Below are 22,913 nucleotides of genomic sequence, written 5' to 3'. Positions count from 1 at the left end.
ATCACGAGGGAGGCGACCGGGTGAGGTCTTCCTAGGCGGACAACGCGGCGACCAGCACCGGTGTCACCTGCTCGACCTGCCAGGCCCGCGCGCCGAAACCTGCGAGCGCCGCACCGACCGAGTCCTCGTCGACGACCTTCGGCGGCTCCCAGCACACCCGCCGCACCGTATCCGGCGTGATCAGGTTCTCCTGGGGCATGTTCAGCTGCTCGGCCAGGGCGGACACCGCCGCCCGGGCCGCCGACAGACGAGCCGCGGCCGCCGGGTCCTTGTCGGCCCACGCGCGCGGCGGCGGAGGCCCGGTCACCGGCTGCCCCGGCGCCGGCAGCTGCGCCTCCGTCAGGGCCTTCGCACGATCCACCGCGGCCTGCCACTGCTCCAGCTGCCGCCGCCCCATCCTGTTCCCGAACCCGTTCAGGGCGGCCAGCGCGTGCACGTTGCTCGGAAGGGAGAGCGCCGCCTCCACGATGGCGGCGTCCCCGAGCACCTTGCCCGGCGACACGTCCCGCCGCTGGGCGATCCGGTCCCGCGTCTGCCACAGCTCCCGCACCACGGCGAGCTGCCGGCGCCGCCGCACCTTGTGCATCCCGGACGTACGCCGCCAGGGGTCCTTGCGGGGCTCCGGCGGCGGAGCCGAGGCGATCGCGTCGAACTCCTGCTGGGCCCACTCCAGCTTGCCCTGTCGGTCCAGCTCCTTCTCCAGGGCGTCCCGCAGATCCACCAGGAGCTCGACGTCCAGCGCCGCATACCGCAGCCACGGCTCGGGCAGCGGGCGGGTCGACCAGTCGACGGCGGAGTGGCCCTTTTCGAGTACGAAGCCGAGGACGTTCTCGACCATGGCGCCGAGGCCGACCCTGGGGAACCCGGCGAGACGTCCCGCGAGCTCGGTGTCGAACAGCCGCGTCGGCACCATGCCTATCTCGCGCAGACACGGCAGGTCCTGAGTGGCCGCGTGCAGCACCCACTCGACGCCGGAGAGCGCCTCGCCGAGGCCGGAGAGATCGGGACAGGCCACGGGATCGATCAGCGCGGTCCCCGCGCCCTCGCGGCGCAGCTGCACGAGATAGGCCCGCTGTCCGTAGCGATAGCCGGACGCGCGCTCGGCGTCGACGGCGACGGGTCCTGAACCGGCCGCGAAGGCGGCGACCACCTCGGCGAGCGCGTCCGCGTCGGCGATCACGGGCGGGATGCCCTCGCGCGGCTCGAGCAAAGGGGTCGGTTCCGGGCTCGGTTCTGCGTTCGGCGCCCCCGTAACAGATGTTCCGCCGTCTTCCGGAGGGGCGCCTCCGGTGGTTCGCAGTGAGCTGTCTGCTGCGGTCTCTTGGGCGTCGGTCACGTGTCAAGGGTATCTGTGTATGGACAGCGCCCGCCGACGTAACGTTCCGTCGACGGGCGCCTGAGGGTCGTAAACCAGTCAGGTCGGTGAACGATCCGGTTCACGACAGGTGGGGACACGGGCGGAGAATCAGCGGCCGATCCTGTTCACGTCCGTGAATGGCAGAGATGTACGGGGGAGAGGGCGGAGAGGGGAGAGCCGGAGAGAGGGGGAGGAGCGGAGGGGGAGAGGTAAGGGGCGGAGGTAAAGGGCGGAGACGCACGGGTCAGTGGATGATGCCGGTCCGCAGGGCCACCGCGACCATCCCGGCGCGGTCGCCCGTGCCGAGCTTGCGGGCGATGCGGGCGAGGTGGCTCTTGACGGTCAGCGCGGACAGGCCCATCGAAACGCCGATCGCCTTGTTCGACTGTCCCTCCGCGACCAGTCGCAGCACCTCGACCTCGCGGCCGGAGAGCTCGCGGTAGCCACCCGGGTGACTCGGGGCACCCGGGGGGCGGCGGTGCATACGCGCGGCGGCGGATCCGATGGGGGCGGCGCCCGGCCGGGTGGGGAGCCCGACGTTGGTACGGGTGCCGGTGACGACGTAGCCCTTGACGCCGCCCGCGAGGGCGTTGCGCACGGCACCGATGTCGTCGGCGGCCGACAGGGCGAGGCCGTTGGGCCAGCCCGCCGCGCGGGTCTCCGAGAGGATCGTGAGGCCGGAGCCGTCGGGCAGGTGGACGTCGGCGACGCAGATGTCGCGGGGGTTGCCGATGCGGGGACGAGCCTCCGCGATGGACGAGGCCTCGATGACGTCGCGCACACCGAGCGCCCACAGATGTCGGGTCACGGTGGAGCGGACGCGGGGATCGGCCACGACCACCATGGCGGTCGGCTTGTTCGGGCGGTAGGCGACCAGGCTTGCGGGCTGCTCGAGGAGAACGGACACCAGGCCTCCTGGGGTGCGGGACGGCTTTCAAGGTCACAGTCGTCTTCGGCACCAAACCCGAAGTCCTTTAGGGAAAGATCACGATTTAGTGAGTATCAATTAGTGCAATTCGGACACGCGATCGATCGTGCGATGAGCGAATCGGTTCGTTCGCGGCCCTGTTCGTGACCGAAAGTGGCCGTATCGACAAAGTGACGGTCAAGGCGCCGGCCGAGGTGCCGGTCAGCGTGCCTGCGGGTCCCGACGCTGCGGCAGCGTCACGACCGAGGCGTCCCCCGGACCGGCCGGCGGCAGGCCCGCGACCTGGGCCAGCAGATCGCACCAGGAGGCCAGGTGGGACGCCGTGTCCGGGACCCCGCCCAGGCCCTCGCGGGGCGTCCAGGAGGCGCGGATCTCGATCTGCGAGGCCGCCGGGCGCTCCGCCAGACCGCCGAAGTAGTGCGAGCTCGCCCGGGTGACGGTGCCGCTCGCCTCGCCGTACGACAGACTGCGCGCCTGCAGCGCGCCGGTCAGCCAGGACCAGCACACGTCCGGCAGCAGCGGGTCGGCGGCCATCTCCGGCTCCAGCTCCGCGCGCACCAGCGTCACCAGCCGGAAGGCACCCCGCCAGGCGTCGTGCCCGTCCGGGTCGTACAGCAGCACCAGGCGGCCGTCGGCCAGGTCCTGGTCGCCGTCGACGACGGTCGCCTCCAACGCGTACGCGAAGGGCGCGAGCCGCTTGGGCGCCGGCGCCGGCTCGATCTCGATCTGCGGCCGCAGCCGCGCGGTCCTCAGCGCGTCGACGGCAGCCCGGAAGGGCAACGGAGGAGGTGTACCGCCGCCATTCCGATCCCCCTCCTTGGTGTCGTCCATTCCGTCAGCGCCGTCCGACAGTCGTCCCTGAGCCGCAGCCATGCGGGGAAGATTAAGGGGAACGGGGGCTTCGTGCAGGGAGGGACACCCGTGCGGGGTCCGCATGTCCGGATAGTGCCTCATGAACCCCGGCCGTAGCGCCTCGGGCGCCGTGCGAGACTTGCGGTCGTGAGTGCGAACGAGAGCCCCGCGGGCCACGACCGGACACAGCCGGCAGCGACGTACGAATCGGCCTTCCTCAAGGCGTGCAGGCGCGAGCCCGTGCCTTACACGCCCGTGTGGTTCATGCGGCAGGCCGGGCGCTCCCTGCCCGAGTACCGCAAGGTCCGCGAGGGCGTCCCGATGCTCGAGTCCTGCACCCGCCCCGAACTCATCACGGAGATCACGCTCCAGCCGGTGCGCCGGCACGGCGTGGACGCGGCGATCTACTTCAGTGACATCGTCGTCCCGCTCAAGGCCATCGGCGTCGACCTCGACATCAAGCCGGGCGTCGGCCCGGTCGTCGCACACCCGATCCGCACCCGCGCCGACCTGGCCCAGCTCCGTGACCTCACCCCTGAGGACGTCTCGTACGTCACCGAGGCGATCGGTCTGCTGACGCGCGAGCTCGGCTCGACCCCCCTCATCGGTTTCGCCGGGGCGCCCTTCACCCTCGCGAGCTACCTCATCGAGGGCGGCCCGTCGCGCACGTACGAGAACGCCAAGGCGATGATGTACGGCGACCCCGAGCTCTGGGCCGACCTGCTCGACCGCCTCGCGGAGATCACGTCCGCGTTCCTGAAGGTGCAGATCGAGGCGGGCGCCTCGGCCGTCCAGCTCTTCGACTCGTGGGCCGGCGCCCTCGCCCCCGCCGACTACCGCCGCTCGGTGCTGCCCGCCTCCGCGAAGGTCCTCGACTCCGTCGCCGGATACGGCGTCCCGCGCATCCACTTCGGTGTCGGCACGGGCGAGCTGCTGCAGCTGATGGGCGAGGCGGGCGCGGACGTCGTGGGCGTCGACTTCCGTGTCCCGCTCGACGAGGCGGCCCGCCGGGTCGGCCCCGGCAAGGCCCTCCAGGGCAACCTCGACCCGACCGTCCTGTTCGCCTCCACGGAGGCCGTCGAGGCCAAGACCCGCGAGGTCCTCGACTCGGCCGCGGGGCTCGAGGGCCATGTCTTCAACCTCGGCCACGGCGTCATGCCGTCCACCGACCCGGACGCGCTGACCCGGCTCGTGGAGTACGTGCACACCCAGACGGCCCGCTAGACCTCTTTCCGACGGCTCACCACGTGTGCCGGGGCCGCGCCCTCCTGCCGAACACCAGGCCGCGCGGTTCCGGCGGCGGGGGCGTGCCCGGTTTGAGCGGCCAGGCGAGCAGCATGCCGACGAGGAAGCCGACGACGTGCGCCGCGTACGCCACCGTCCCCGCGGTGGAGACGCCCTCGCCGGAGGAGTACAGGGCCTGCAGCACGAACCAGAAGCCCAGCACCAGCCAGGCCGGCAGTCTCAGCGGCAGGAAGAGCAGGAACGGCACGAGGATCCAGACCCTGGCCTTCGGATACAGCACCAGATAGGCGCCCAGGACCCCGGCGATGGCTCCCGACGCACCGATCAGCGGGTCGGAGGAGTCGGCGTTGGCCAGCGCGAAGCCGTACGACGCCGCGTAGCCGCAGACGACGTAGAACAGCGCGTACCTGATGTGCCCCATGCGGTCCTCGACGTTGTTGCCGAAGATCAGCAGAAAGAGCATGTTGCCTAGCAGGTGCAGCCAGCTGCCGTGCAGGAACATCGCGGTGAAGACGGACACGGGCGGCGACTTGTGGTAACTCGGCGGGGCCACCACACAGCCCGCCCCGTGCGCGCCCACTCCTGTGCCGCCGGTGGGGACCAGCCGGGGCATCTGATGGTGGATCAACTCCCGCGGTACGGCCGCGTAGTGGTCCAGGAACGCCTGCAGATGGCACAGCTGGGACAGGCTGCTGCCGCCCGCCACGGAACCGGCGAGACCGGGCGTGGACAGGAAGACGTACACGTTCGCGGCGATCAGCGCGTACGTCACCCAGGGGGTGCGGCGCACCGGGTTCACGTCATGGACGGGTATGACCACAAGGAATTAGTGCCCCTGATGGACCGCGTGAATCGGTGAACGCGGCCACGCGCGCGTGCGTATGTCTCCTCAACCGCCCGCGGCGCGGGGAAGGCGGGTCGCGGGGACGACGTGAGGAACAGGCGATGAACGACCGAGTTACTCCTCCGATGCACGCCACGCCCGACGGGGAGGCGGAGCTCTCCCTGGTGGTGAGGTTGCCCTGGGAGGACGTCGCCCGGCTCGGCCAGGAGGCCGGACGGCTGGCTTCGCAGATGCAGCGGCCGGTGACACTGGACGAGGCGGTGAGTCACCGGTTGCGGTCCGTACGGGGCGCTGCGCATGCGAAGCCGGCGGGGGAGCAGCCAGCGGCGGTCTCGGCCGCCCCTGCCATGACCTCCACCGCCTCGGTGTCGTCGTTGCCACCGCGGCCTCCGGCGGAGCAGGCGCGTCAGGCCATTGAACGGATCAATGGTTCGGCGTAGGGGTTTCGCCGTGCCCCTAAGAGCCTTGCTGGACCGCCTTTGATGCCTTGCGGGCGGCTACGAGTACCGGGTCCCAGACCGGGCTGAACGGTGGTGCGTAGCCCAGGTCCAGGGCTGTCATCTGCTCCACCGTCATGCCGGCCGTGAGGGCGACCGCGGCGATGTCCACTCGTTTGCCCGCGCCCTCGCGGCCCACGATCTGCACGCCGAGCAGGCGGCCCGTCCGCCGCTCGGCGAGCATCTTCACCGTCATCGGGGAGGCGTTCGGGTAGTAGCCCGCGCGGCTCGTCGACTCGATGGTGACCGTCTCGAATTGGAGGCCGACCCGGCGGGCGTCCTTCTCCCGGAGGCCCGTGCGGGCGATCTCCAGGTCGCAGACCTTCGACACCGCGGTGCCGACGACGCCCGGGAAGGTGGCGTAGCCGCCGCCGACGTTGGTGCCGATGACCTGGCCGTGCTTGTTGGCGTGGGTACCGAGGGCGATGTGGCGCTCCTGGCCCGAGACCAGGTCGAGGACCTCCACGCAGTCGCCGCCGGCCCAGATGTTCTCGTGCCCGCGCACCCGCATGGACAGGTCGGTGAGCAGGCCGCCGTGGGCACCGAGGGGCAGCCCGGCCGCCTCGGCCAGCGCCGTCTCCGGGCGTACGCCGATGCCCAGGATCACCACATCCGCCGGGTACTCGGCGTCCTCCGTGGCCACCGCCCGCACCCGGCCGTCCTGGCCGGTGTGCACCTTGGTGACCTCGGCGTCGTCGACCATGGTGATGCCCATGCCCTCCATGGCCTCGTGCACCAGGCGGCCCATGTCGGGGTCGAGCGTGGACATCGGCTCGCTGCCGCGGTTGACGACGGTCACCTCGTAGCCGCGGTTGATGAGCGCCTCCGCCATCTCCACGCCGATGTAGCCCGCCCCGACGACCACCGCGCGACGGCCACCCGTGCGCGTGAGCGTGTCGATGAGCGCCTGGCCGTCGTCCAGCGTCTGCACGCCGTGCACACCAGGGGCGTCGACGCCCGGCATGTCCGGGCGGATCGGGCGGGCGCCGGTAGCGATCACGAGCTTGTCGTACGACGTCCAGGACTCGTCGCCGGAATCGAGGTCACGCGCGCGTACCCGGCCGCCCGCCACGTCGATCTCGGTGACCTCCGTCCGCATGCGCAGATCGATGTCCCGCGCGCGGTGTTCCTCGGGGGTTCGGGCGATCAGCTGATCCCGTTCGTCGACGTCGCCGCCCACCCAGTAAGGGATGCCGCACGCCGAGAAGGAGGTGAAGTGGCCGCGCTCGAACGCCACGATCTCCAGCTCGTCGGGGCCCTTCAGGCGGCGTGCCTGCGACGCCGCGGACATCCCCGCGGCGTCGCCGCCGATCACGACCAGTCGTTCCCTCGCAGCGCTCATGTCCATGCGAACACGCTACGGGGACGCGGCATTTCGGGCCGGGCGCGGTACCGGTCAGTCCTGGTCGTTCTCGCGCGTGCTCGGGTCCTGCGGTGCCGGACGGGCCGTCGGCAGCGGGCCCAGTGCCCCGGTCGCGGGCGCGGGGGCCGGGCGGTGCGGCAGCCGGGGCCGGACGAGCCGCAGCCACGCGAGCGCGATCAGCGCCGCCACCACGGCGAACGGGAGCACCGCGCCGAACGCCACCGCGAGCCAGCGCAGCATCGTCACGAACGCGCCCCAGCCGCCGGCCAGCGCGTCCACGAACCCGGGACCGTCGTCCTTCGCGGCCTCCTTCACCGGTGTCTCCGAGAGGGACAGGGTGATCGTCGCGAGGCTCGTGCGGTCCTTCAGGGACGCCTGCTGAGCGAGCAGCGCCTCCAGATCGGCCTCCCGGTTGCTCAGCTCGCCCTCCAGCTCCACCACGTCACTCAGCTTGGTGGCCCGGTCCATCAGCTCCCGGACCCGGGCCACGCTCGCCCGCTGCGACTTGATACGGCTGTCCACGTCGACGACCTGGTCGGTGACGTCCTCGGCCTTCGCGGTGCGGTCGAGGAGCTTGCCCGCGCCCTGCAGGCCGGCGAGGACCTCGTCGTACCTGTCGACCGGCACACGCAGGACGACACGGGTGCGCTCCCGGCCCTTCTCGTCCCGGCTGGTGGTCTCGTCGCCGACGTAACCGCCCGCGTTCTCGGTCGTCGTGCGGGCCTCGTCTAGGGCCTTCGGTACGTCCCTGACCTGCACGGTCAGCGAGGCGGTGCGGATGATGCTGCTCGCGGTGAGCTTCGGCGCCCGCTTGGTCCCGGCGCCGCTCGCGTTCCTCTCGCCGCCCGGCGCGGCGGCCTTCCCGTCGCTCCGGACGGCCTTCTCGGCCGTGCTGCTGCCTCCGGAATCGGAGGTGCTCCCGCTGCATCCGGTGAGCGCGAGTGCCGCGGCGAGCAGGAGCGCGGCCAGGGCCGGGACAGGTCGTACGGGACGTCGTGCGCGCATGTGGGTGTACCCCCGAGGGTTGTGACGACTGACGCTCCTTCGACGCCCCAAGGGGCCGGGACGTTGGACCCGGACGGTCCCGATGCGGTCACGGTCGGGACTCGTGAAGGACACCAGGTCGCCGACGGGTTGTCAGAGGGGTCTGAGACGCTTGGGGACATGCGCGAAGTGGAGAGTGGTACGGGCCCCGGGCGGGTCGTCGTCGTCGGTGCCGGGATCGCCGGACTGGCCGCGGCCCACCGGTTGTTGCAGCGGGGTGCGCGGGTGACCGTGCTGGAGGCGTCGGACCGCGTCGGCGGCAAGCTGCTGCCCGGTGAGATCGCGGGCGCCCGCGTGGACTTCGGCGCCGAGTCGATGCTGGCGCGCAGACCGGAAGCGGTGGCCCTCGCCCGCGAGGTGGGCCTCGACGACCGGCTGCAGCCGCCGGCCACGGCGACGGCCTCGATCTGGACCCGCGGCGCCCTGCGCCCCATGCCCAAGGGCCATGTCATGGGCGTCCCCGGCACCGCCGCCGCGCTGACCGGAGTCCTGTCCGACGAGGGCCTGGCCCGCATCGAGCGCGACGCCGACCTGCCGCGCACGGAGGTCGGCGAGGACGTCGCGGTCGGGGAGTACGTGGCGGCCCGGCTCGGCCGCGAGGTCGTCGACCGCCTGGTGGAACCCCTCCTCGGCGGCGTCTACGCGGGCGACGCGTACCGCATCTCCATGCGCTCGGCGGTCCCGCAGCTGTACCAGGTCGCGAAGACGCACGACTCGCTCACTCAGGGCGTCCGCGAGCTCCAGGCCAGGATGGCCGCCGCCCAGCAGACCGGCCCCGTCTTCATGGGCATCCGGGGCGGCATCGGCAGCCTGCCCCTAGCGGTGGCGGACTCGGTCCGAGCGCGTGGCGGCGAGATCCTGACCGGGACGCCGGTGACCGAGGTGCGCCGCGAGACACCCGGCGGCTGGCGTGTCGTCGCCGGTGACCGTGTTCTGCACGCGGACGCCGTCGTCGTGGCCGCCCCGGCTCCCGTGGCCGCCGGCCTCCTGCGCCCCGAGGCCCCGGAGGCCGCCACCGAACTCGCGGCCGTCGAGTACGCCTCCATGGCCCTGGTCACCCTCGCCTACCGCCGCGCCGACACCGCCCTCCCCGAGGGCAGCGGCTTCCTCGTCCCGCCGGTGGACGGACGCACCATCAAGGCGTCGACCTTCGCCTCCCAGAAGTGGGGCTGGATCGCCGAGGAGAACCCGGACACGGTCGTCCTGCGCACATCGGTCGGGCGGTACGGCGAGACGGAGATCCTCCAGCGCGAGGACGCCGGCCTGGTGGACGTCTCCCGTCACGACCTGCGCGAGGCCACCGGCCTTGACGCCACCCCCCTGGAAACCCGCGTCACCCGCTGGACCGACGGCCTGCCCCAGTACCCCGTCGGCCACCACGCGCGCGTGGCCCGCATCCGCGAGCACGTGGCCAAGCTGCCGGGCCTCGCCGTCTGCGGCGCCCCGTACGACGGCGTCGGCATCCCGGCCTGCATCGCGAGCGCGTACGCCGCCGTCGACCAGATCGGCGGGGACCTGGAATCAAGAGGTGCAGCGCGAAGCGCTTCGGTTGAGGGTGGTGGCGGGCGACGGGCGGGCGTGGAGGAGCTCACCGCCAACCCGGTGCAGAGTCTGCACGGCGGAGCGGGAGAATAGCGACATGAGTGACGACGCCCCCACCACCGCCCCGGACCGCATCGCGAACAAGGGCAAGCTGGCCAAGGACCTCAACGAGGTCATCCGCTACACCCTGTGGTCCGTCTTCAAGCTGAAGGACGTACTGCCCGAGGACCGCGCGGGCTACGCCGACGAGGTCCAGGAGCTGTTCGACCAGCTCGCCGCCAAGGACGTGACGATCCGCGGCACGTACGACGTGTCGGGCCTGCGCGCCGACGCCGACCTCATGATCTGGTGGCACGCGGAGACCAGCGACCAGCTGCAGGAGGCGTACAACCTCTTCCGCCGCACCAGGCTCGGCCGCGCCCTGGAGCCGGTCTGGTCGAACATGGCGCTGCACCGCCCCGCCGAGTTCAACCGCTCGCACATCCCGGCCTTCCTCGCCGACGAGACGCCCCGCAACTACGTCAGCGTCTACCCCTTCGTGCGGTCGTACGACTGGTACCTGCTCCCCGACGAGGACCGCCGCCGCATGCTCGCCGACCACGGCAAGATGGCCCGCGGCTACCCGGACGTGCGCGCCAACACGGTCGCCTCGTTCTCCCTCGGCGACTACGAGTGGATCCTGGCCTTCGAGGCCGACGAGCTGTACCGCATCGTCGACCTCATGCGCCACCTGCGCGCCTCCGAGGCCCGGATGCACGTCCGCGAGGAGGTCCCGTTCTACACCGGGCGCCGCAAGTCCGTGGCTGAGCTGGTCGAAGGGCTCGCCTGACCAAACGCGGTGCCCCGTGCCCGGCCGGGGGTCCGGGGGTTGGCCCCCGGGAAATGCAGCACGGGGCGCCGCAAGGACATCGCGGAACTCGTCGCGGGCCTGGCGTAGGCGTCGCCCGGTTGTCGCGCGGTCAGGGACGGGCGGTCTTTCCCTTCAGGTTCTCCTTGAGGGGGGCCGGGTGGGAGCGGCCGTCCGCCGTGGCCGGGTTCGGCCCCGCGTGCGGGGCGCAGGACGCCTCCTCCAGCGGCAGCCGGCCCTCCAGCAGATACGCGTCCAGGTAGCCGTTGACGCACCGGTTCGGGCCGCCCGCGATGCCGTGTGTGCCCGCCTCCCGCTCGGTCACCAGAACCGAGCCGCTCAGCCGCTGGTGCAGTTCCACGGCGCCGTCGTACGGCGTCGCGGCGTCCCGCTCGGCGGCCAGGATCAGCGTCGGCGGCAGTTCACCCGGCCCGGTCCGCACATCGAGGGGCTGCTGCCGGGGCGCCGGCCAGTAGGCGCACGGCAGGTTCATCCACGCGTTGTCCCAGGTCTCGAAGGGGGCCACGCGCGCGAGCTGTGTGTTGTCCTGGTCCCAGACCTTCCAGTCCGTCGGCCAGGGCGCGTCGTTGCACTCGACGGCGGTGTACACCGCGTTGGTGTTCTCCGCCTCGGCGGCCGTCTCGGTGGCCGGACCGGCCTGCTCGACCAGCGGCTTCTCATCGCCCTTCAGATAGGCCGACAGCGCCTTCGCGCGGGTCGCCCAGTAGTCGTCGTAGTACCCGGCCGACAGGAACGCCGCCTGCAGCTCCGCCGGCCCCACCTTGCCGCCCGCCGGCTTCGAGGCCAGCTGCTCGCTCGCCTTCTCGTAACTGGCCTGCACCTCGTCGGCCGTCTTCCCCAGCCCGTACACGTCGTCGTGCCGGGCGATCCACTCCCGGAAGTCCGCCCAGCGCTTCTCGAACGCGGCCGACTGGTCGAGGTTGTTGCGGTACCAGATCTGCTCGGGAGCCGGGTTCACCGCCGAGTCGAACACCATCCGCCGTACGTGCGAGGGGAAAAGCGTCGCGTACAACGCCCCGAAGTAGGTGCCGTACGACGCCCCCATGAACGTCAGCTTCCCCTCGCCCAGTGCCGCCCGCACGACGTCCAGGTCACGGGCGTTGTTGAGCGAGTTGAAGTACTGCAGCCCGCCACCGGACCGCTTGGCGCAGCCCGTCGCGTAGGCCTTCGCCTCCTTGACGCGCTCCTGCTTGTACGCCTCCGAGGGGTACGTCGGCGCCTGCGAGGGTGCCTTGAAGAAGAGCTTGGGCTCCTCGCAGGACAGGGGGGAGGACTTGCCGACGCCGCGCGGGGAGTAGCCGACCAGGTCGTAGGCCGCCGCGAGCCGCTTCCACTGCGGGAGCATCCCGACGAGCGGGAAGTACAGGCCGTCGCCGCCGGGTCCGCCGGGGTTGTAGACCAGGGCGCCCTGCCGGGGTACCCGCCGCTTGCTGTTCTGGGGGTCCTTGTGCGTGGCCGGCACCCGGCTGACGGTCAGCTTGATCTGCTTGCCACGGGGATGCGCGTAGTCGAGCGGGACGGACACCGTGCCGCACTCCATGGTGCCCGGCATGTCCTGCGCGGCGGCGCACTTCCCGAACTCGATGCCGGCCGCCTTGGCGCGCGCGGCGGCCACCGCCGTGCCGTGCAGCTCGGCCGCGTCGGGGCCGACGGGTGTGCTGCCTGCCGGGGCGGCCGCGAGGGCGGTCAGGAGCAAGGATCCGGCGGCCGAGTAGAGGGCGGCAGCTCTCATGACGTATCCCTTCGGTGCATGGCAGCGACAAAAGGGATGTTTCGTTCGGTGCATGAAGAAGGCAAGCACCGCCCCGGCGGTGTCGGCCTCAATGCCCCCTATGCGCCCCTGGCGTGTGGTTCACGCCAGGACTGGTCGCGGTGCGCGAAGGCCGCGCGCAGGTCGGGTTCGCCGATCGCGCGGACGCCTCGTACGGCGACGGTGGTGAGATACGTACGGTCGTCACCGTTCGAGACATGCCGGGTCAGGGCGCCCAGCAGCCGCTGCCCGGCCGGGGAGGCCCAGCGCGAGTAGGGGTGGGCCTCGACCCGGGCGATGGCGAGGCAGCTCAGCGTCAGCGCGAGCGGCAGGGCGAACCACAGGGCGACCAGGCCGCGCGGCATGTCCGGCCGGGCGGGCACCAGCAGCGCGACCGCCCCCAGCACGAGCACGGCCACCGCGGCGAGCTGCACCTGGCGCACTCCGGCGGCGACGGTGGTCCGGGCGCCGGCGGGCACGGCCAGGCCCGCGTCGACGAGCCGGTCGCCGAGACCGGCGACCGCGTCCGCGGAGGCCGCCGCGGCCCGGACCGGCGCGATGCGGCTCTGCCCCCCGGGCCCGATGGCCCCTATGACGGACCGCTCCATGTCGTCCCGGCCGCGCGGGTCGACCACCGTCGCCCAGCCCGTGTGGGCGAGCAGCAGGCGCCGCTGCCGGGCCATGGAGACCATGGTCAGATCGGCGACCCTGCCGGGTCCGCCGGACAGGAACGCGGCCTCGTACAGCGTCAGATCATGACGCCGGGCATGCGCTGCGACGTCCGAGTCCGCGGCCGCCGCACGTACGGCGGCCAGGCACAACCGCGTGCACGCGGTGCCGGCGGCGGCCCAGGCCAGCAGCAGGAGAACAACCCAGAACATGCCGCGTTTCTATGCCAGATGCCCGGGGAAACACCATGCCTTGTTCACCATGCGGACGGAGTGTTGTGGGTATGTGACGTTCCGTTTGCCGGCCCGGCAGCGGTCACGGCGGCGGGCTGGAGGCGGCCGGCGGGAGCGTGTAGGAAGGGGAGGCGGACGGCTCGAGCGGGAGGACGGGGCCGGGGCCCGTGGTCGGGTCGGCCGGCGGGGGAGTGTTCGGCGAGGCCATGTTCCGGGCGAGGGCGTCCCAGTCGATGTAGCCCGTGGCCTCCAGGACCTTGATGTGGTCCAGCACGGTCGTGTTCGCGTCGTCGGCGAGCGCGCGCACCAGCGAGTTCTGGGTGCTCGCGCGGACCTGGGCGACGACCGAGAACACCCTGCCGTGGGCCAGCCGCAGGATGTTGGCGAACTTGCTGTCGTAGTCCGTGCCCTGCGCCGCGTTCAGGGTCGCCAGCCACTGCTTCTGCTGGTCGTTGGGCTCGTTGGGCAGCTGCAGCCCGAGCTTGGCCGCCACGTCCCGTACCCGCTGGTCGAGGAAGGTGTGCCCCAGGACGAGATGCTGCCCCGCGGTCCGTACGGCCTGGGTGGTGCCCTTCTGCTCGGCCTGCTGTCCGGCGGGCAGCTCCCACAGGCCGGCCAGCCGGACCTTGGTGATGAAGTCGCGGTCGAGCGCGGACAGCGGCCCGTACTGCGTCGACACGGTGTCGGCGTTCAGGACGCTGACGCTGACGCCGGTCCCGGACCGGTCGGCGTACGACCAGATCGGGAAGATCAACGCCAGCAGGGTGGCCGTCAGGCCGATGATGATGACCCCGGTGCCGCTGAATATGCCTCGGCCGGTGACAGGTGGTCGCGGTCGCATGGTGCCTCCTACGGCACCGCATATTACTGCGGGGTTCGGCGGGCCCCGCCGGCGCGGCCGTCGCCCGTCACTCAGCGGTGCAGGAGCACCCGCCGTGCCGCCCTGGCCATCCTCACCGCCGGCCGCTGCGAGCGCGGGACGGGCCCCGACCGCTCCAGCCACCACTCCCTGAGCTCCCGCCGGGCCCGGCCCTCCTCCGGGCGTCCGTCGAGCAGCAGCTGCCGGGCGAAGTCGAGGGCGTCCCGGCGGTAGCCGCCGGTCATCGGGTGGCGTTGGGCGTACGCGAGAAAGGCGGGCCGGTACGCGTCCCCGAGGATCGCCGGCAGTTCGGGCGCGACCTTCGCCACGACATCCGCCCGCTTCCCGGCGAGCGCCCGCGCCTGCACCCCCAGCCGCACCCGGTCGAACCCCTCCGGCACGGGTGTCCCGGCGACGAGCGCGGACAGCAGGGCGGCCTGGGCGAGCCCCAGCCGCTGCCGGGTGGCGTCGGTCGCAGGGGCGGCGACGGAGCCCATGGCCGCCTCGGCCGCCTCTGCCGCTGCCTCCCCGCGTATCGCCCGTCCCTTCGCCACGGCTGTCCGAATCGCCTCCAACTCCCCTTCCAGCACGGTGGGTTCGGGAAAGTTCTCGTCCCTCTCCAGCAGTACCCCGGGCGGCGAGACCCGTGCGGCGAGGTCGGTCAGGATGTCGAGGACCGGCTCCGGCACCGGGTGGGCGTGGCTGTCGTGCCAGACGCCATCGCGTTCGAAGCCGCCCGCGACATGGACGTACGCGATGGCCTCCAGGGGGAGTTCCGCGAGCGCCTCGGCCGGGTCCTCGCCGCGGTTGACGTGGTTGGTGTGCAGGTTGGCCACGTCGATCAGCAGCCGTACGCCCGTCCGGTCGGCCAGCTCGTACAGGAACTGCCCCTCGGTGAGTTCCTCGCCCGGCCAGGAGATCAGCGCGGCGATGTTCTCGACGGCGAGCGGCACCGGCAGCGCGTCCTGCGCGATGCGGACGTTCTCGCACAGCACGTCGAGGGCGTCCCGGGTGCGCGGCACGGGCAGCAGATGCCCGGCCTCAAGCAGCGGGGACGCCGTCAGCGGCCCGCCCGCTCGTACGAACGCGATGTGCTCCGTGACCAGCGGCGCGCCCAGCGCCTCGGCCCGCTCGGCGAGTGCGGTGAGCCGGTGCTCGTCGGGCCGGTCGGCGCCGCCGAGGCCGAGGGAGACGCCGTGCGGGACGACGGTCACTCCGCGCTCGCGCAGCCGCCGCAGCGACTCGGGGAGGTGCCCCGGGCACACGTTCTCGGCCACGGCCTCGACCCAGTCGATGCCCGGCATGCGCTCCACGGCGTCGGCGATCTCCGGCCGCCACCCGATGCCCGTTCCCAGTCGCTCCATGGTCCGTCCCCTCCCTGCCGTCTCCTCGACGAACGTGACGGGGGTATGGCCCCGCCGCTCGGACGCGAATCCCGTCGCCGGAACCTTCAGAGCAACATTTGAGCTTCGGTCCGGGCGGCTCGGCTCACCGCGGCACACCCCCGGAGTCCACCGGATCCGGCCGGTCGGTGTTGACGGTGCCGGGCGCGCCCGGTGACGGCCGGGAGGTGGTGCCGACGTCACCGGTGGCCTCGGCGGCCGGCGCCGAGGGCGCCGCCTGGCCGGGGACCGGTGCCGACGGGCCGGTCGGGCTGGCGGTCGTGGTGGCCACCGCGTCGTTGGCGATGGCGTCGAAGTCGACCCGGCCGGTCTTCTCCAGCACCGTGATGTGGTCGAGCACCGTCTGGTTGGCGTCCGAGGCCAGCTGCCGTACCAGCGTGTTCCGGGTGGAGTTCCGGACGGTGCCGATGGCCGGGAAGATCTTGCCGTGCGCGGCGCGCAGCAGGTTCACGAACTTGTACTCGTACTGCGCGCCCGTCGCCGCGGTCATCTCCTGCAGCCAGCCCTGCTGTTGCTCGTTCGGCTGGTTCGGCAGTTCGACGCCGAGCCGGGCCGCGACGATCCGCACCCGCTTGTCGAGGTCGGTGTGGCCGACGATGAGGTGGTCGCCCGCCTCCTTGATCGCCTGGCTGGGCGCGCGCTCGACCGCCTGCTGCCCGGCGGGCAGCTCCCACAGACCCGCCAGCCGCACCCGCACGATCAGATCGCGGTCGGCGGCGGTCAGCGGACCCCACTGGGTGTTCACGGTCCCCGCCGCGACGTTCGCCTGACCGGTGCCCGACCGGTCCGCGTAGGACCACACCGGGAACGCGATGGCTCCGATGGTGACGACGAGGGCCGCGACGAGCAGGGCCGTACCGTTGATCCGCATGCCGGGAAGTACGCGCGGGACCCCCGCATTGTTCAAGCTAAAGAAAAAAAGCTAAATGACTGGCAAAGCCCTGGCGGGCCCGGGTCAGCGCAGCGCCGGGTGTTCGGCCACCACCGTGCAGGAGCCGGGCGCGATCTCCGTGAAGCCCGCGTCGCGCACCAACGGCAGCCCGCTCGTGGTCAGTTGACCCCAGTGGCCCGGGTCGGCGCTCCGTACGGCGAGCGGGAAACCCGCGTCCCGCCAGGCCGCACGCTCCTCGTCCGACAGCTCCCACCAGGCCAGTTGGGCACCGTGCCCCGCCTGCGCCATCGCCTTGCCGGCGGACATGCCGAGATCGGGGTTCAGCCACAGCACGGGCACCTCGGGATCCGCCTTCGCCGGCGGCTCGGGGTCGTCGAGATCCGTGCCGGACACCTGCAGCCTGGCCAGGTCCTTGGGCCATCCGTCCAGCGGGACGGGAGGGAACCCCCGCACCTCCGCCGACTTTCCGCTCACCGTGATCCCGGGCAGTGCCTCGGCCCGCCGCCACTCGGCACCGCGGGCGCGCCGCACCACCTTGCGGATCCGGGCGTCCTGCCAGTCCCGCATGACCTGGGCCCACTCCCCGTCCCCGAGGGAGCGCTCGTCGCTGAGCATCACCAGTACGGCCCGGGCGGCGGTCTCCAGTGCGTCGGTACGGGCGGGCGGCGCGGCCTTCTCGATGTGCACGACGAGCGGCAGCACGAACTGCGGTGCCTGATCCCGCTCGTTGGGCTCGGACCGGAAAGGGCTGTCACTGGCGGACGTCACATCTTGGCTCACATCAGCAACCTTAAGGGGGTGCCGGGCAGCGCCACTTTGCGAGGATGCCGCCATGCAACGTGATCTTCGGCTCGACAACGTCGGCCGCCGCTACGGCATCCGCGGCCCCTGGGTCTTACGCGGTGTCCACCTCGCCGTGACGCCGGGCACACTGACCCGCGTCGAAGGACCGAACGGCACCGGCAAGTCCATCCTCCTGCGTCTGCTGGCCGGCCTGGACGCCCCCAGCGAGGGCCGCATCACCGGCCGCCCCCGCACGGCCTACGTCCCCGAACGCTTCCCGTCGGCCCTTCCCTTCACCGCGCACGGCTACCTCACCCACCTCGGCACCATCCACGGCCTCTCCCGCCGTACGGCGATCCGCGCCGCGGGCGAATGGCTGGACCGCTTCGGTGCAGCCGCCCACGCCCGCACCCCCATGGCCCAGCTGTCGAAGGGCAGCAGCCAGAAGGTCGCCGTCGCGCAGGCCCTGCTCGCCGAGCCGGAGCTGCTCGTCCTCGACGAAGCCTGGACGGGACTGGACGCGGCCGCCCGCACCGAGCTGGAGCGGGCCGTCGCGGAGCGTACCGCCGCGGGCTGCGCCGTGGTCTTCGTCGACCACGACCCGCGCCGCCTGGCGGGCGCGACCGACACCGCATACACCGTGCGCGACGGTGGCCTCGAACGCCGTACCCGCGAGACCGCCGCACCGCACGACGGTCCGCAGGTGGTGGTCGAGGTGCAGGGCCCGCAGGGCGGGCAGCCGCCCGTCGAGGCACTGGGCGCCCTCGTCTGTGCGGAGGAGGCCGCACCGGGCGTGTATCGCCTCACCGTCCCCGCCTCCCACTCGGACGTCGTGCTGCGCACCCTGCTGACGGCCCGCCCGCCGTGGCACGTGGTCAGCGTGCAGCCCATCGACAAACACCCCAAGGACAGCCGCCGATGACCGCCCTCCTGCGCTACCAGGCCGCCCTACTGCTGCGCTCGCAGCGCTGGCTGCCGCCGGTCATCCTGTACGCGGCCTTCCTCGGCATCGGTGTGCAGAGCGGGCAGCCCGTCCTCGACTCGCTGGGGTATGCGGCAGCAGCCGTGCTGCCCGTCGCCGCCTGGCTGGTACGGATCTGCGTCACCGTCGAACCGCCCGCGGCCCGTGCCTGCGTGGCCGCGGCCTCCGGTCCGGGGCGGGCGCATCTGGCCCGGCTGCTGGTGGCCCTGATCGCCGCGGCGGCGCTCGGTACGGCCGCGGTCCTCGTCGTGACCCTGATCAGCGCGCCGGTCAGCACGGACAACCGGACCCGGATCGCACTGCTCCCGGCGGCCGCGGCCGGGCTCCTCGCCGCGCAGGCCTGCGCACTGCTCGGCACGGCGGTCGGCGCACTCACCAACTGGCCGGTACTGCGCGCACCCGGCCGGGCGGTCCCGGCGATGCTGCTCACGGCGCTGCTGTCAGCGGTGACGACGGGCTCCCCGGCACAGGCGGCGGTCAGCGACCTGGTCACCGGCTCCCAGTCGGGCAGGATCCCCGTGCCCCTGCTCCCACTGACCACGGCAGCCGTCCTCGCAGCAGCGGCCATCGCAGCGACCTGCGTCCTCACGTCCCGTCGGTCACCCTGAGCAGGCGGTGCGCTGGGCCTCCTGCCACTCGCACACCGGGCACAGCGTGATCCCCTTGTACGACTCCGGGTACTCCGTCGGCTCACGGCACAGCACGCACTCGGCATACGGCGGCCCGTCCTCCCGGGGCGGCTGCGTCGCGTCGCGGATGGTGCAGGAGTCCTCGCTCACACCTCCAGCGTAAGCCGCTCACTGCCGCCCCCTCGCAGCCCCGATCAGCTCGGACACCTTGACGAACCGGTAGCCCTGCTTGCGCAGCTCCGGCACGATCCGGCGGACCGCCTGCTCGGTCGCCGGCGCCGCGCTGTGTGTGCAGTGCATGACGACGACCGAGCCCGGCCGTACCCCCTCCAGCACCTGCCGGGCCACCGCGTCCGCGTCCGTGGCGAACGCGTCGCCGCTCACCACGTCCCACTGCACGGCGGTGACGCCGGTCGCGGCCAGCGCCTTCAGGGCCTGCCGGTCGTAACAGCCGCCCGGGAAACGGAAGTACGGCATCGCGTTCGGCACCCCTGCCTTGCGGAAGGCGGTATACGCCCGTTCGACGTCCGACCGCATCCGGTCCTCGGAGACGGTCGGCAGGCCATAGCAGTTCCCGGTGAAGCTGTAGTGGCTGTAGGAGTGGTTGGCGACCTCGAAGAGCGGGTCCCGCCCGAGGGACCGCGCCTGCGCCGGATACTCGTCCGCCCACCGCCCGGTCATGAACACGGTCGCCCGAACCTTCAGCGCCCGCAGCGTCGCGATCAGTTCCGGATTGTCGAACCGCTCGCCCGCCGCGGCCCGCGCTCCCTGATCGGCGGTCATGTCGGCATCGAAGGTGAGCGCGACTGTTCTGCCCTGCTTCCGGGGGCCGTTCTTGAAGACGGGGGTGAGACCGGAGGCCCCGGGAGCCAGGGTCGGGGGCCGGGACGGGGCGGCGGGGGTCGCGGAGGGGGCCGGGCGAGCGGAGTGGGGGGCGTGGGGGGCGCCACAGGCGGTGAGCGCGGCGCCGAGTGCACAGGCGGCGGCTGCATGGAGGACGACACATACCGGTCGTACGGGACTGATCATCGTACGAACATAAAGCGATGAAACGGGCGAATCGTGTATCGGCGCACCACTGCGTGGCAAGGCCCCGGCGATCAGCGCCCGTAGCGGCCCGTCAGGGTGCCCGAGGCTGCCGTGTGGCCGGCCAGTGCGCGTTTGACGTCGTCGGCCGTGGTGTCGGCCGACAGGGTGAGGGTCTTGTCGGTGGCGTAGACCGAGAAGACGTAGTGGTGGGGCTTGCCCTTGGGCGGGCAGGGGCCGCCGTACGCGTTTTTCTTGAAGCCGTTGCGGCCCTGTGTGGCGCCCTTGGGCACCTGGCCGGTGGCCCAGTGGGTGTCGTGCGGGTCGATGCCCCACATCAGCCAGTGCACGAAGGTGCCGTGCGGGGCGTCCGGGTCCTCGGCCAGCACGACCAGTTCGGCGGCGGTCTCCGGAACCCCGGACAGGTCCAGCGGCGGTGAGACGTCCGCCCCGTCGCACGTGTAGCGGCGGGGGATGGTGCCGCCGTCCACGAAGGCGCTGCTCGTCACGGTGATCCGTCGCGCGGCGCTGGGTGCGGGGACGGACGTACCACCGCCGTCGTCCCCGCACCCCGAGGCGAGCCCCACTGCCGCCGCGGCGGCGACGATCACGAGCCTGCGATGCATGGACGAAACGCTAGCCGCGCCCCTGCGCGGCCGCTACCTGCGCCAGGGCCCCGTCACCGCGAACGTCGTGCCGGGCGGGTGGCAGTTGACGTACGCGCCGGCGAACTCGCTCCCCTCGGGGTGCGGGTACCACGTGTCACGTCTCGATCTGCTGGTCCGGCGACGGCGTCGGCGCCGGCGAGGGCTGCGGCTGGTGTTCCTGCGCCCTCTCCAGGAACCGCAGCAGTTCCACGGGGAAGGGCAGCACGAGCGTCGAGTTCTTCTCGGCGGCCACCGCGACGACTGTCTGCAGCAGCCGCAGCTGGAGCGCGGCGGGCTGGTCGGCCATCTGCTCGGCGGCCTCGGCCAGCTTCTTGGAGGCCTGGAGTTCGGCGTCCGCGTTGATGATGCGGGCCCGCCGCTCGCGGTCGGCCTCGGCCTGGCGGGCCATGGAGCGCTTCATCGCGTCCGGCAGGGACACGTCCTTGATCTCGACCCGGTCGACCTGCACGCCCCAGCCGACGGCCGGGCTGTCGATCATCAGCTCCAGGCCTTCGTTGAGCTTCTCGCGGTTGGAGAGCAGGTCGTCCAGCTCGCTCTTGCCGATGATCGACCGCAGGGACGTCTGCGCCATCTGGGAGACCGCGAACTTGTAGTCCTCGACCTTGACGAGCGCGTTCGCCGCGTCGACCACCCTGAAGTAGACGACGGCGTCCACGCGCACCGTCACGTTGTCCCGGGTGATGCCCTCCTGGGCCGGCACCGGCATCGTGACGATCTGCATGTTCACCTTGTTGATCCGGTCCACGAACGGGACGATCATCGTGAATCCGGGCTCCCGCACGTCACCGGCGAGCCGCCCGAGGCGGAAGACCACCCCGCGCTCGAACTGCTTGACGACCTTCGCCGCCGCGGCGAGGTAGACGATCCCCGCGGAACCGGCCACCACGGCCGCCGTCACCAGCTCAGGAACCATCACGACCCCCTCTGCCGGAGGGCTGGTATGTCTGCTTCTGTAACGATATGCCCGGTGGCTGGTCCCGGCCACGACGGACCCGGGACCAGCCAGCGGCGAGCTATGCGGCGGTGACCCGCACGGGTTCGGTGCCGACCGCGCTGTGCCGCTCGGCCCAGTTCTCCAGGGCGGTACGGCAGGCGTGGTCGAGGTGGTGCAGCCCGGACAGGTCCAGCTCGACCGGGCGGTCCTGGGGCAGCGCCTCCAGGCTGTCGAGGATCTTCGGCAGCCGCAGGAAGGTGGCGTTGCCCGAGAGGTGGACCTGGATGGGGCCCGCGCCCTTGTCGACGACCTCGGTCTTCAGGTGCGAGGCCTCCCAGGCGGTCTTCACCACGGACAGCGCCAGACCGATGAGTACGCCTTCGAACATGTTCACCGCGACGATCGACACGGCCGTCACCACGAGGATCAGCGCCTCGCCCCGGTGGCTGCGCCACAGCGCCGAGATCTGGCGGAACGGGATCAGCTTCCAGCCCGCGTGCACGAGGATGCCGGCCAGGGCGGGAATCGGGACCAGCGCCAGGGCGGAGGGCAGCGCGGCGGCGAACAGCAGGATCCACACGCCGTGCAGCACGCGTGAGGCCTTGGTCTTCGCGCCCGCGTTGACGTTGGCGGAGCTGCGCACGATCACCGCGGTCATCGGCAGGGCGCCGAGCAGACCGCAGACCGTGTTGCCCACGCCCTGGGCGACCATCTCCTTGTTGTACTCGGTGCGCGGACCGTCGTGCAGCCGGTCCACGGCCGCCGCGCTGAACAGGCTCTCCGCCGAGGCGATCAGCGCGAACGCGACGATCGTGCCCCAGATGGCCGGGCTGGCCAGCTCGCCGAAGGCTCCGGCCCCGGGCACCTGGATGACACCGAACAGGCCCTCCACCGTGACGGTGGCGACCGGCAGGCCGAAGGCCAGGGAGGCGACCGTGGCCAGGACCACCGCGGCGAGGGCGCCGGGCACGGACTGCACCGCCTTCGGCAGCTTCTTCCACAGCACGATGACGGCGATGGTGCCCGCCCCGATCGCGAGCGAGGCCAGGGCCGCGCTGCTGCCGAGCGCGTCGGCGAACGCCCCGGGCAGGCCCGCGATCTTGCCGATGCCGCTCGACGGGGCCTTCAGGCCGGCCGCCGCGTAGATCTGCCCGGCGATGATCACCAGGCCGATGCCGCACAGCATGCCTTCGACGACGGAGACGGATATGGCCCGGAACCAGCGGCCTATCTTGAGGAAGCCCATGGCGAGCTGGAGCAGACCGGCCATCAGCACGATCACGCCGAGCGTGCCGACGCCGAACTCGCTGACGGCCTCGAAGACGAGCACGGTCAGGCCGGCGGCCGGCCCCGAGACCTGGAGGCTGCTGCCGGGCAGGAACCCGGTGACGAGACCGCCCACGATGCCGGTGACGAGGCCCAGCTCCGCCGGGACGCCGGAGGCGACGGCCACGCCGACACACAGCGGCACGGCGACCAGGAAGACGACTATGGAGGCGAGGAAGTCCTGCCTCAGATAAGGGTATTTGGTCGTCATCGCGGCGC

Annotated in this window: 23 protein-coding genes; 6 read left to right on the top strand and 17 right to left on the bottom strand. The window is 72.1% G+C overall.

The features are described from left to right. Positions 1–31: 31 nt before the first annotated feature. The 3 genes from ACFY1U_RS24870 to ACFY1U_RS24860 all read right to left on the bottom strand — a co-directional run bounded on the left by ACFY1U_RS24870 (position 32) and on the right by ACFY1U_RS24860 (position 3,116). On the bottom strand, positions 32–1,336 hold the full coding sequence (locus ACFY1U_RS24870) for an HRDC domain-containing protein (RefSeq protein ID WP_390696309.1): 1,305 nt from the start codon (positions 1,334–1,336) through the stop codon (positions 32–34). 265 nt (positions 1,337–1,601) lie between these two features. Continuing rightward, positions 1,602–2,264 (bottom strand): response regulator transcription factor, encoded by a 663-nt coding sequence (locus tag ACFY1U_RS24865; protein ID WP_030939825.1) that lies wholly within the window; start codon positions 2,262–2,264, stop codon positions 1,602–1,604. Positions 2,265–2,486: 222 nt separating this feature from the next. Beyond that, positions 2,487–3,116, bottom strand: a complete 630-nt coding sequence (locus ACFY1U_RS24860; protein ID WP_390696428.1) for a DUF3000 domain-containing protein — start codon at positions 3,114–3,116, stop codon at positions 2,487–2,489. 168 nt (positions 3,117–3,284) lie between these two features. Here ACFY1U_RS24860 and hemE point away from each other — a divergent pair, with 168 nt between their 5' ends. Beyond that, a complete protein-coding gene (gene hemE / locus ACFY1U_RS24855) occupies positions 3,285–4,361 on the top strand; it encodes a uroporphyrinogen decarboxylase (protein ID WP_390696308.1) in 1,077 nt (358 codons plus the stop codon). Positions 4,362–4,377: 16 nt separating this feature from the next. On the opposite strand, the gene ACFY1U_RS24850 is transcribed toward hemE, so the two are convergent. After that, positions 4,378–5,202, bottom strand: coding sequence for a rhomboid family intramembrane serine protease (locus ACFY1U_RS24850; RefSeq protein WP_390696307.1), 825 nt, complete (start codon positions 5,200–5,202; stop codon positions 4,378–4,380). A 125-nt stretch (positions 5,203–5,327) separates the two neighbouring features. Between ACFY1U_RS24850 and ACFY1U_RS24845 the strand changes: the two genes are divergently transcribed. Beyond that, positions 5,328–5,666 (top strand): hypothetical protein, encoded by a 339-nt coding sequence (locus ACFY1U_RS24845; protein WP_390696306.1) that lies wholly within the window; start codon positions 5,328–5,330, stop codon positions 5,664–5,666. Between the two features lie 16 nt (positions 5,667–5,682). On the opposite strand, the gene ACFY1U_RS24840 is transcribed toward ACFY1U_RS24845, so the two are convergent. Continuing rightward, complete coding sequence (locus ACFY1U_RS24840) at positions 5,683–7,071, bottom strand: FAD-dependent oxidoreductase (protein ID WP_390696305.1); 1,389 nt, start codon at positions 7,069–7,071, stop codon at positions 5,683–5,685. Positions 7,072–7,119: 48 nt separating this feature from the next. Next, positions 7,120–8,091: a DUF4349 domain-containing protein gene (locus ACFY1U_RS24835; RefSeq protein ID WP_390696304.1), complete on the bottom strand. Its 972-nt coding sequence runs from the start codon at positions 8,089–8,091 to the stop codon at positions 7,120–7,122. 129 nt (positions 8,092–8,220) lie between these two features. Between ACFY1U_RS24835 and hemG the strand changes: the two genes are divergently transcribed. Then, positions 8,221–9,765, top strand: coding sequence for a protoporphyrinogen oxidase (hemG, locus tag ACFY1U_RS24830; RefSeq protein ID WP_390696303.1), 1,545 nt, complete (start codon positions 8,221–8,223; stop codon positions 9,763–9,765). Positions 9,766–9,769: 4 nt separating this feature from the next. Next, positions 9,770–10,501: a hydrogen peroxide-dependent heme synthase gene (gene hemQ, locus ACFY1U_RS24825; protein WP_115909758.1), complete on the top strand. Its 732-nt coding sequence runs from the start codon at positions 9,770–9,772 to the stop codon at positions 10,499–10,501. A gap of 130 nt (positions 10,502–10,631) precedes the next feature. On the opposite strand, the gene ACFY1U_RS24820 is transcribed toward hemQ, so the two are convergent. The 6 genes from ACFY1U_RS24820 to ACFY1U_RS24795 form a co-directional block, all read right to left on the bottom strand. Next, positions 10,632–12,272, bottom strand: a complete 1,641-nt coding sequence (locus ACFY1U_RS24820; RefSeq protein ID WP_390696302.1) for an alpha/beta hydrolase — start codon at positions 12,270–12,272, stop codon at positions 10,632–10,634. A 98-nt stretch (positions 12,273–12,370) separates the two neighbouring features. Next, the gene (locus ACFY1U_RS24815) at positions 12,371–13,171 is read right to left on the bottom strand and encodes a TIGR04222 domain-containing membrane protein (protein ID WP_390696301.1); all 801 of its coding nucleotides are present in this window, start codon (positions 13,169–13,171) and stop codon (positions 12,371–12,373) included. A 103-nt stretch (positions 13,172–13,274) separates the two neighbouring features. Continuing rightward, positions 13,275–14,033 carry a DUF4142 domain-containing protein gene (locus ACFY1U_RS24810; protein ID WP_390696300.1) on the bottom strand — a complete coding sequence of 253 codons (759 nt, stop codon included), beginning with the start codon at positions 14,031–14,033 and terminating at the stop codon, positions 13,275–13,277. A gap of 71 nt (positions 14,034–14,104) precedes the next feature. Then, on the bottom strand, positions 14,105–15,415 hold the full coding sequence (locus tag ACFY1U_RS24805; RefSeq protein ID WP_390696299.1) for a DUF692 domain-containing protein: 1,311 nt from the start codon (positions 15,413–15,415) through the stop codon (positions 14,105–14,107). A 124-nt stretch (positions 15,416–15,539) separates the two neighbouring features. Next, positions 15,540–16,325, bottom strand: a complete 786-nt coding sequence (locus ACFY1U_RS24800; protein ID WP_390696298.1) for a DUF4142 domain-containing protein — start codon at positions 16,323–16,325, stop codon at positions 15,540–15,542. Between the two features lie 84 nt (positions 16,326–16,409). After that, complete coding sequence (locus ACFY1U_RS24795) at positions 16,410–17,126, bottom strand: aminoacyl-tRNA hydrolase (RefSeq protein ID WP_390696297.1); 717 nt, start codon at positions 17,124–17,126, stop codon at positions 16,410–16,412. A gap of 52 nt (positions 17,127–17,178) precedes the next feature. Between ACFY1U_RS24795 and ACFY1U_RS24790 the strand changes: the two genes are divergently transcribed. Together ACFY1U_RS24790 and ACFY1U_RS24785 are read left to right on the top strand one after the other, a co-directional pair. Further along, positions 17,179–18,051 (top strand): ATP-binding cassette domain-containing protein, encoded by an 873-nt coding sequence (locus ACFY1U_RS24790; protein ID WP_390696296.1) that lies wholly within the window; start codon positions 17,179–17,181, stop codon positions 18,049–18,051. Next, on the top strand, positions 18,048–18,719 hold the full coding sequence (locus ACFY1U_RS24785) for an ABC transporter (protein ID WP_390696295.1): 672 nt from the start codon (positions 18,048–18,050) through the stop codon (positions 18,717–18,719). Before ACFY1U_RS24790 ends, ACFY1U_RS24785 begins: the two co-directional genes overlap by 4 nt. Here the strand turns inward: ACFY1U_RS24785 and ACFY1U_RS24780 are convergent. The 5 genes from ACFY1U_RS24780 to ACFY1U_RS24760 all read right to left on the bottom strand — a co-directional run bounded on the left by ACFY1U_RS24780 (position 18,711) and on the right by ACFY1U_RS24760 (position 22,905). Beyond that, on the bottom strand, positions 18,711–18,890 hold the full coding sequence (locus tag ACFY1U_RS24780) for a hypothetical protein (RefSeq protein WP_390696294.1): 180 nt from the start codon (positions 18,888–18,890) through the stop codon (positions 18,711–18,713). The two genes, ACFY1U_RS24785 and ACFY1U_RS24780, sit on opposite strands and share 9 nt — an antisense overlap. An 18-nt stretch (positions 18,891–18,908) precedes the next feature. After that, positions 18,909–19,769 carry a polysaccharide deacetylase family protein gene (locus tag ACFY1U_RS24775; protein WP_390696293.1) on the bottom strand — a complete coding sequence of 287 codons (861 nt, stop codon included), beginning with the start codon at positions 19,767–19,769 and terminating at the stop codon, positions 18,909–18,911. Between the two features lie 71 nt (positions 19,770–19,840). Beyond that, positions 19,841–20,392 carry a YbhB/YbcL family Raf kinase inhibitor-like protein gene (locus ACFY1U_RS24770; RefSeq protein WP_390696292.1) on the bottom strand — a complete coding sequence of 184 codons (552 nt, stop codon included), beginning with the start codon at positions 20,390–20,392 and terminating at the stop codon, positions 19,841–19,843. Between the two features lie 136 nt (positions 20,393–20,528). Then, the gene (locus tag ACFY1U_RS24765) at positions 20,529–21,347 is read right to left on the bottom strand and encodes a slipin family protein (protein WP_390696291.1); all 819 of its coding nucleotides are present in this window, start codon (positions 21,345–21,347) and stop codon (positions 20,529–20,531) included. Positions 21,348–21,447: 100 nt separating this feature from the next. Then, positions 21,448–22,905, bottom strand: coding sequence for a SulP family inorganic anion transporter (locus ACFY1U_RS24760; protein WP_390696290.1), 1,458 nt, complete (start codon positions 22,903–22,905; stop codon positions 21,448–21,450). Positions 22,906–22,913: the final 8 nt, after the last annotated feature.

It is taken from the genome of Streptomyces sp. NPDC001351 (genome assembly GCF_042896045.1).
In the GTDB taxonomy this organism is placed as follows: domain Bacteria; phylum Actinomycetota; class Actinomycetes; order Streptomycetales; family Streptomycetaceae; genus Streptomyces.
Note: the sequence above shows the minus strand (reverse complement) of the source record. Positions and strands in the feature narration are given on the sequence as shown.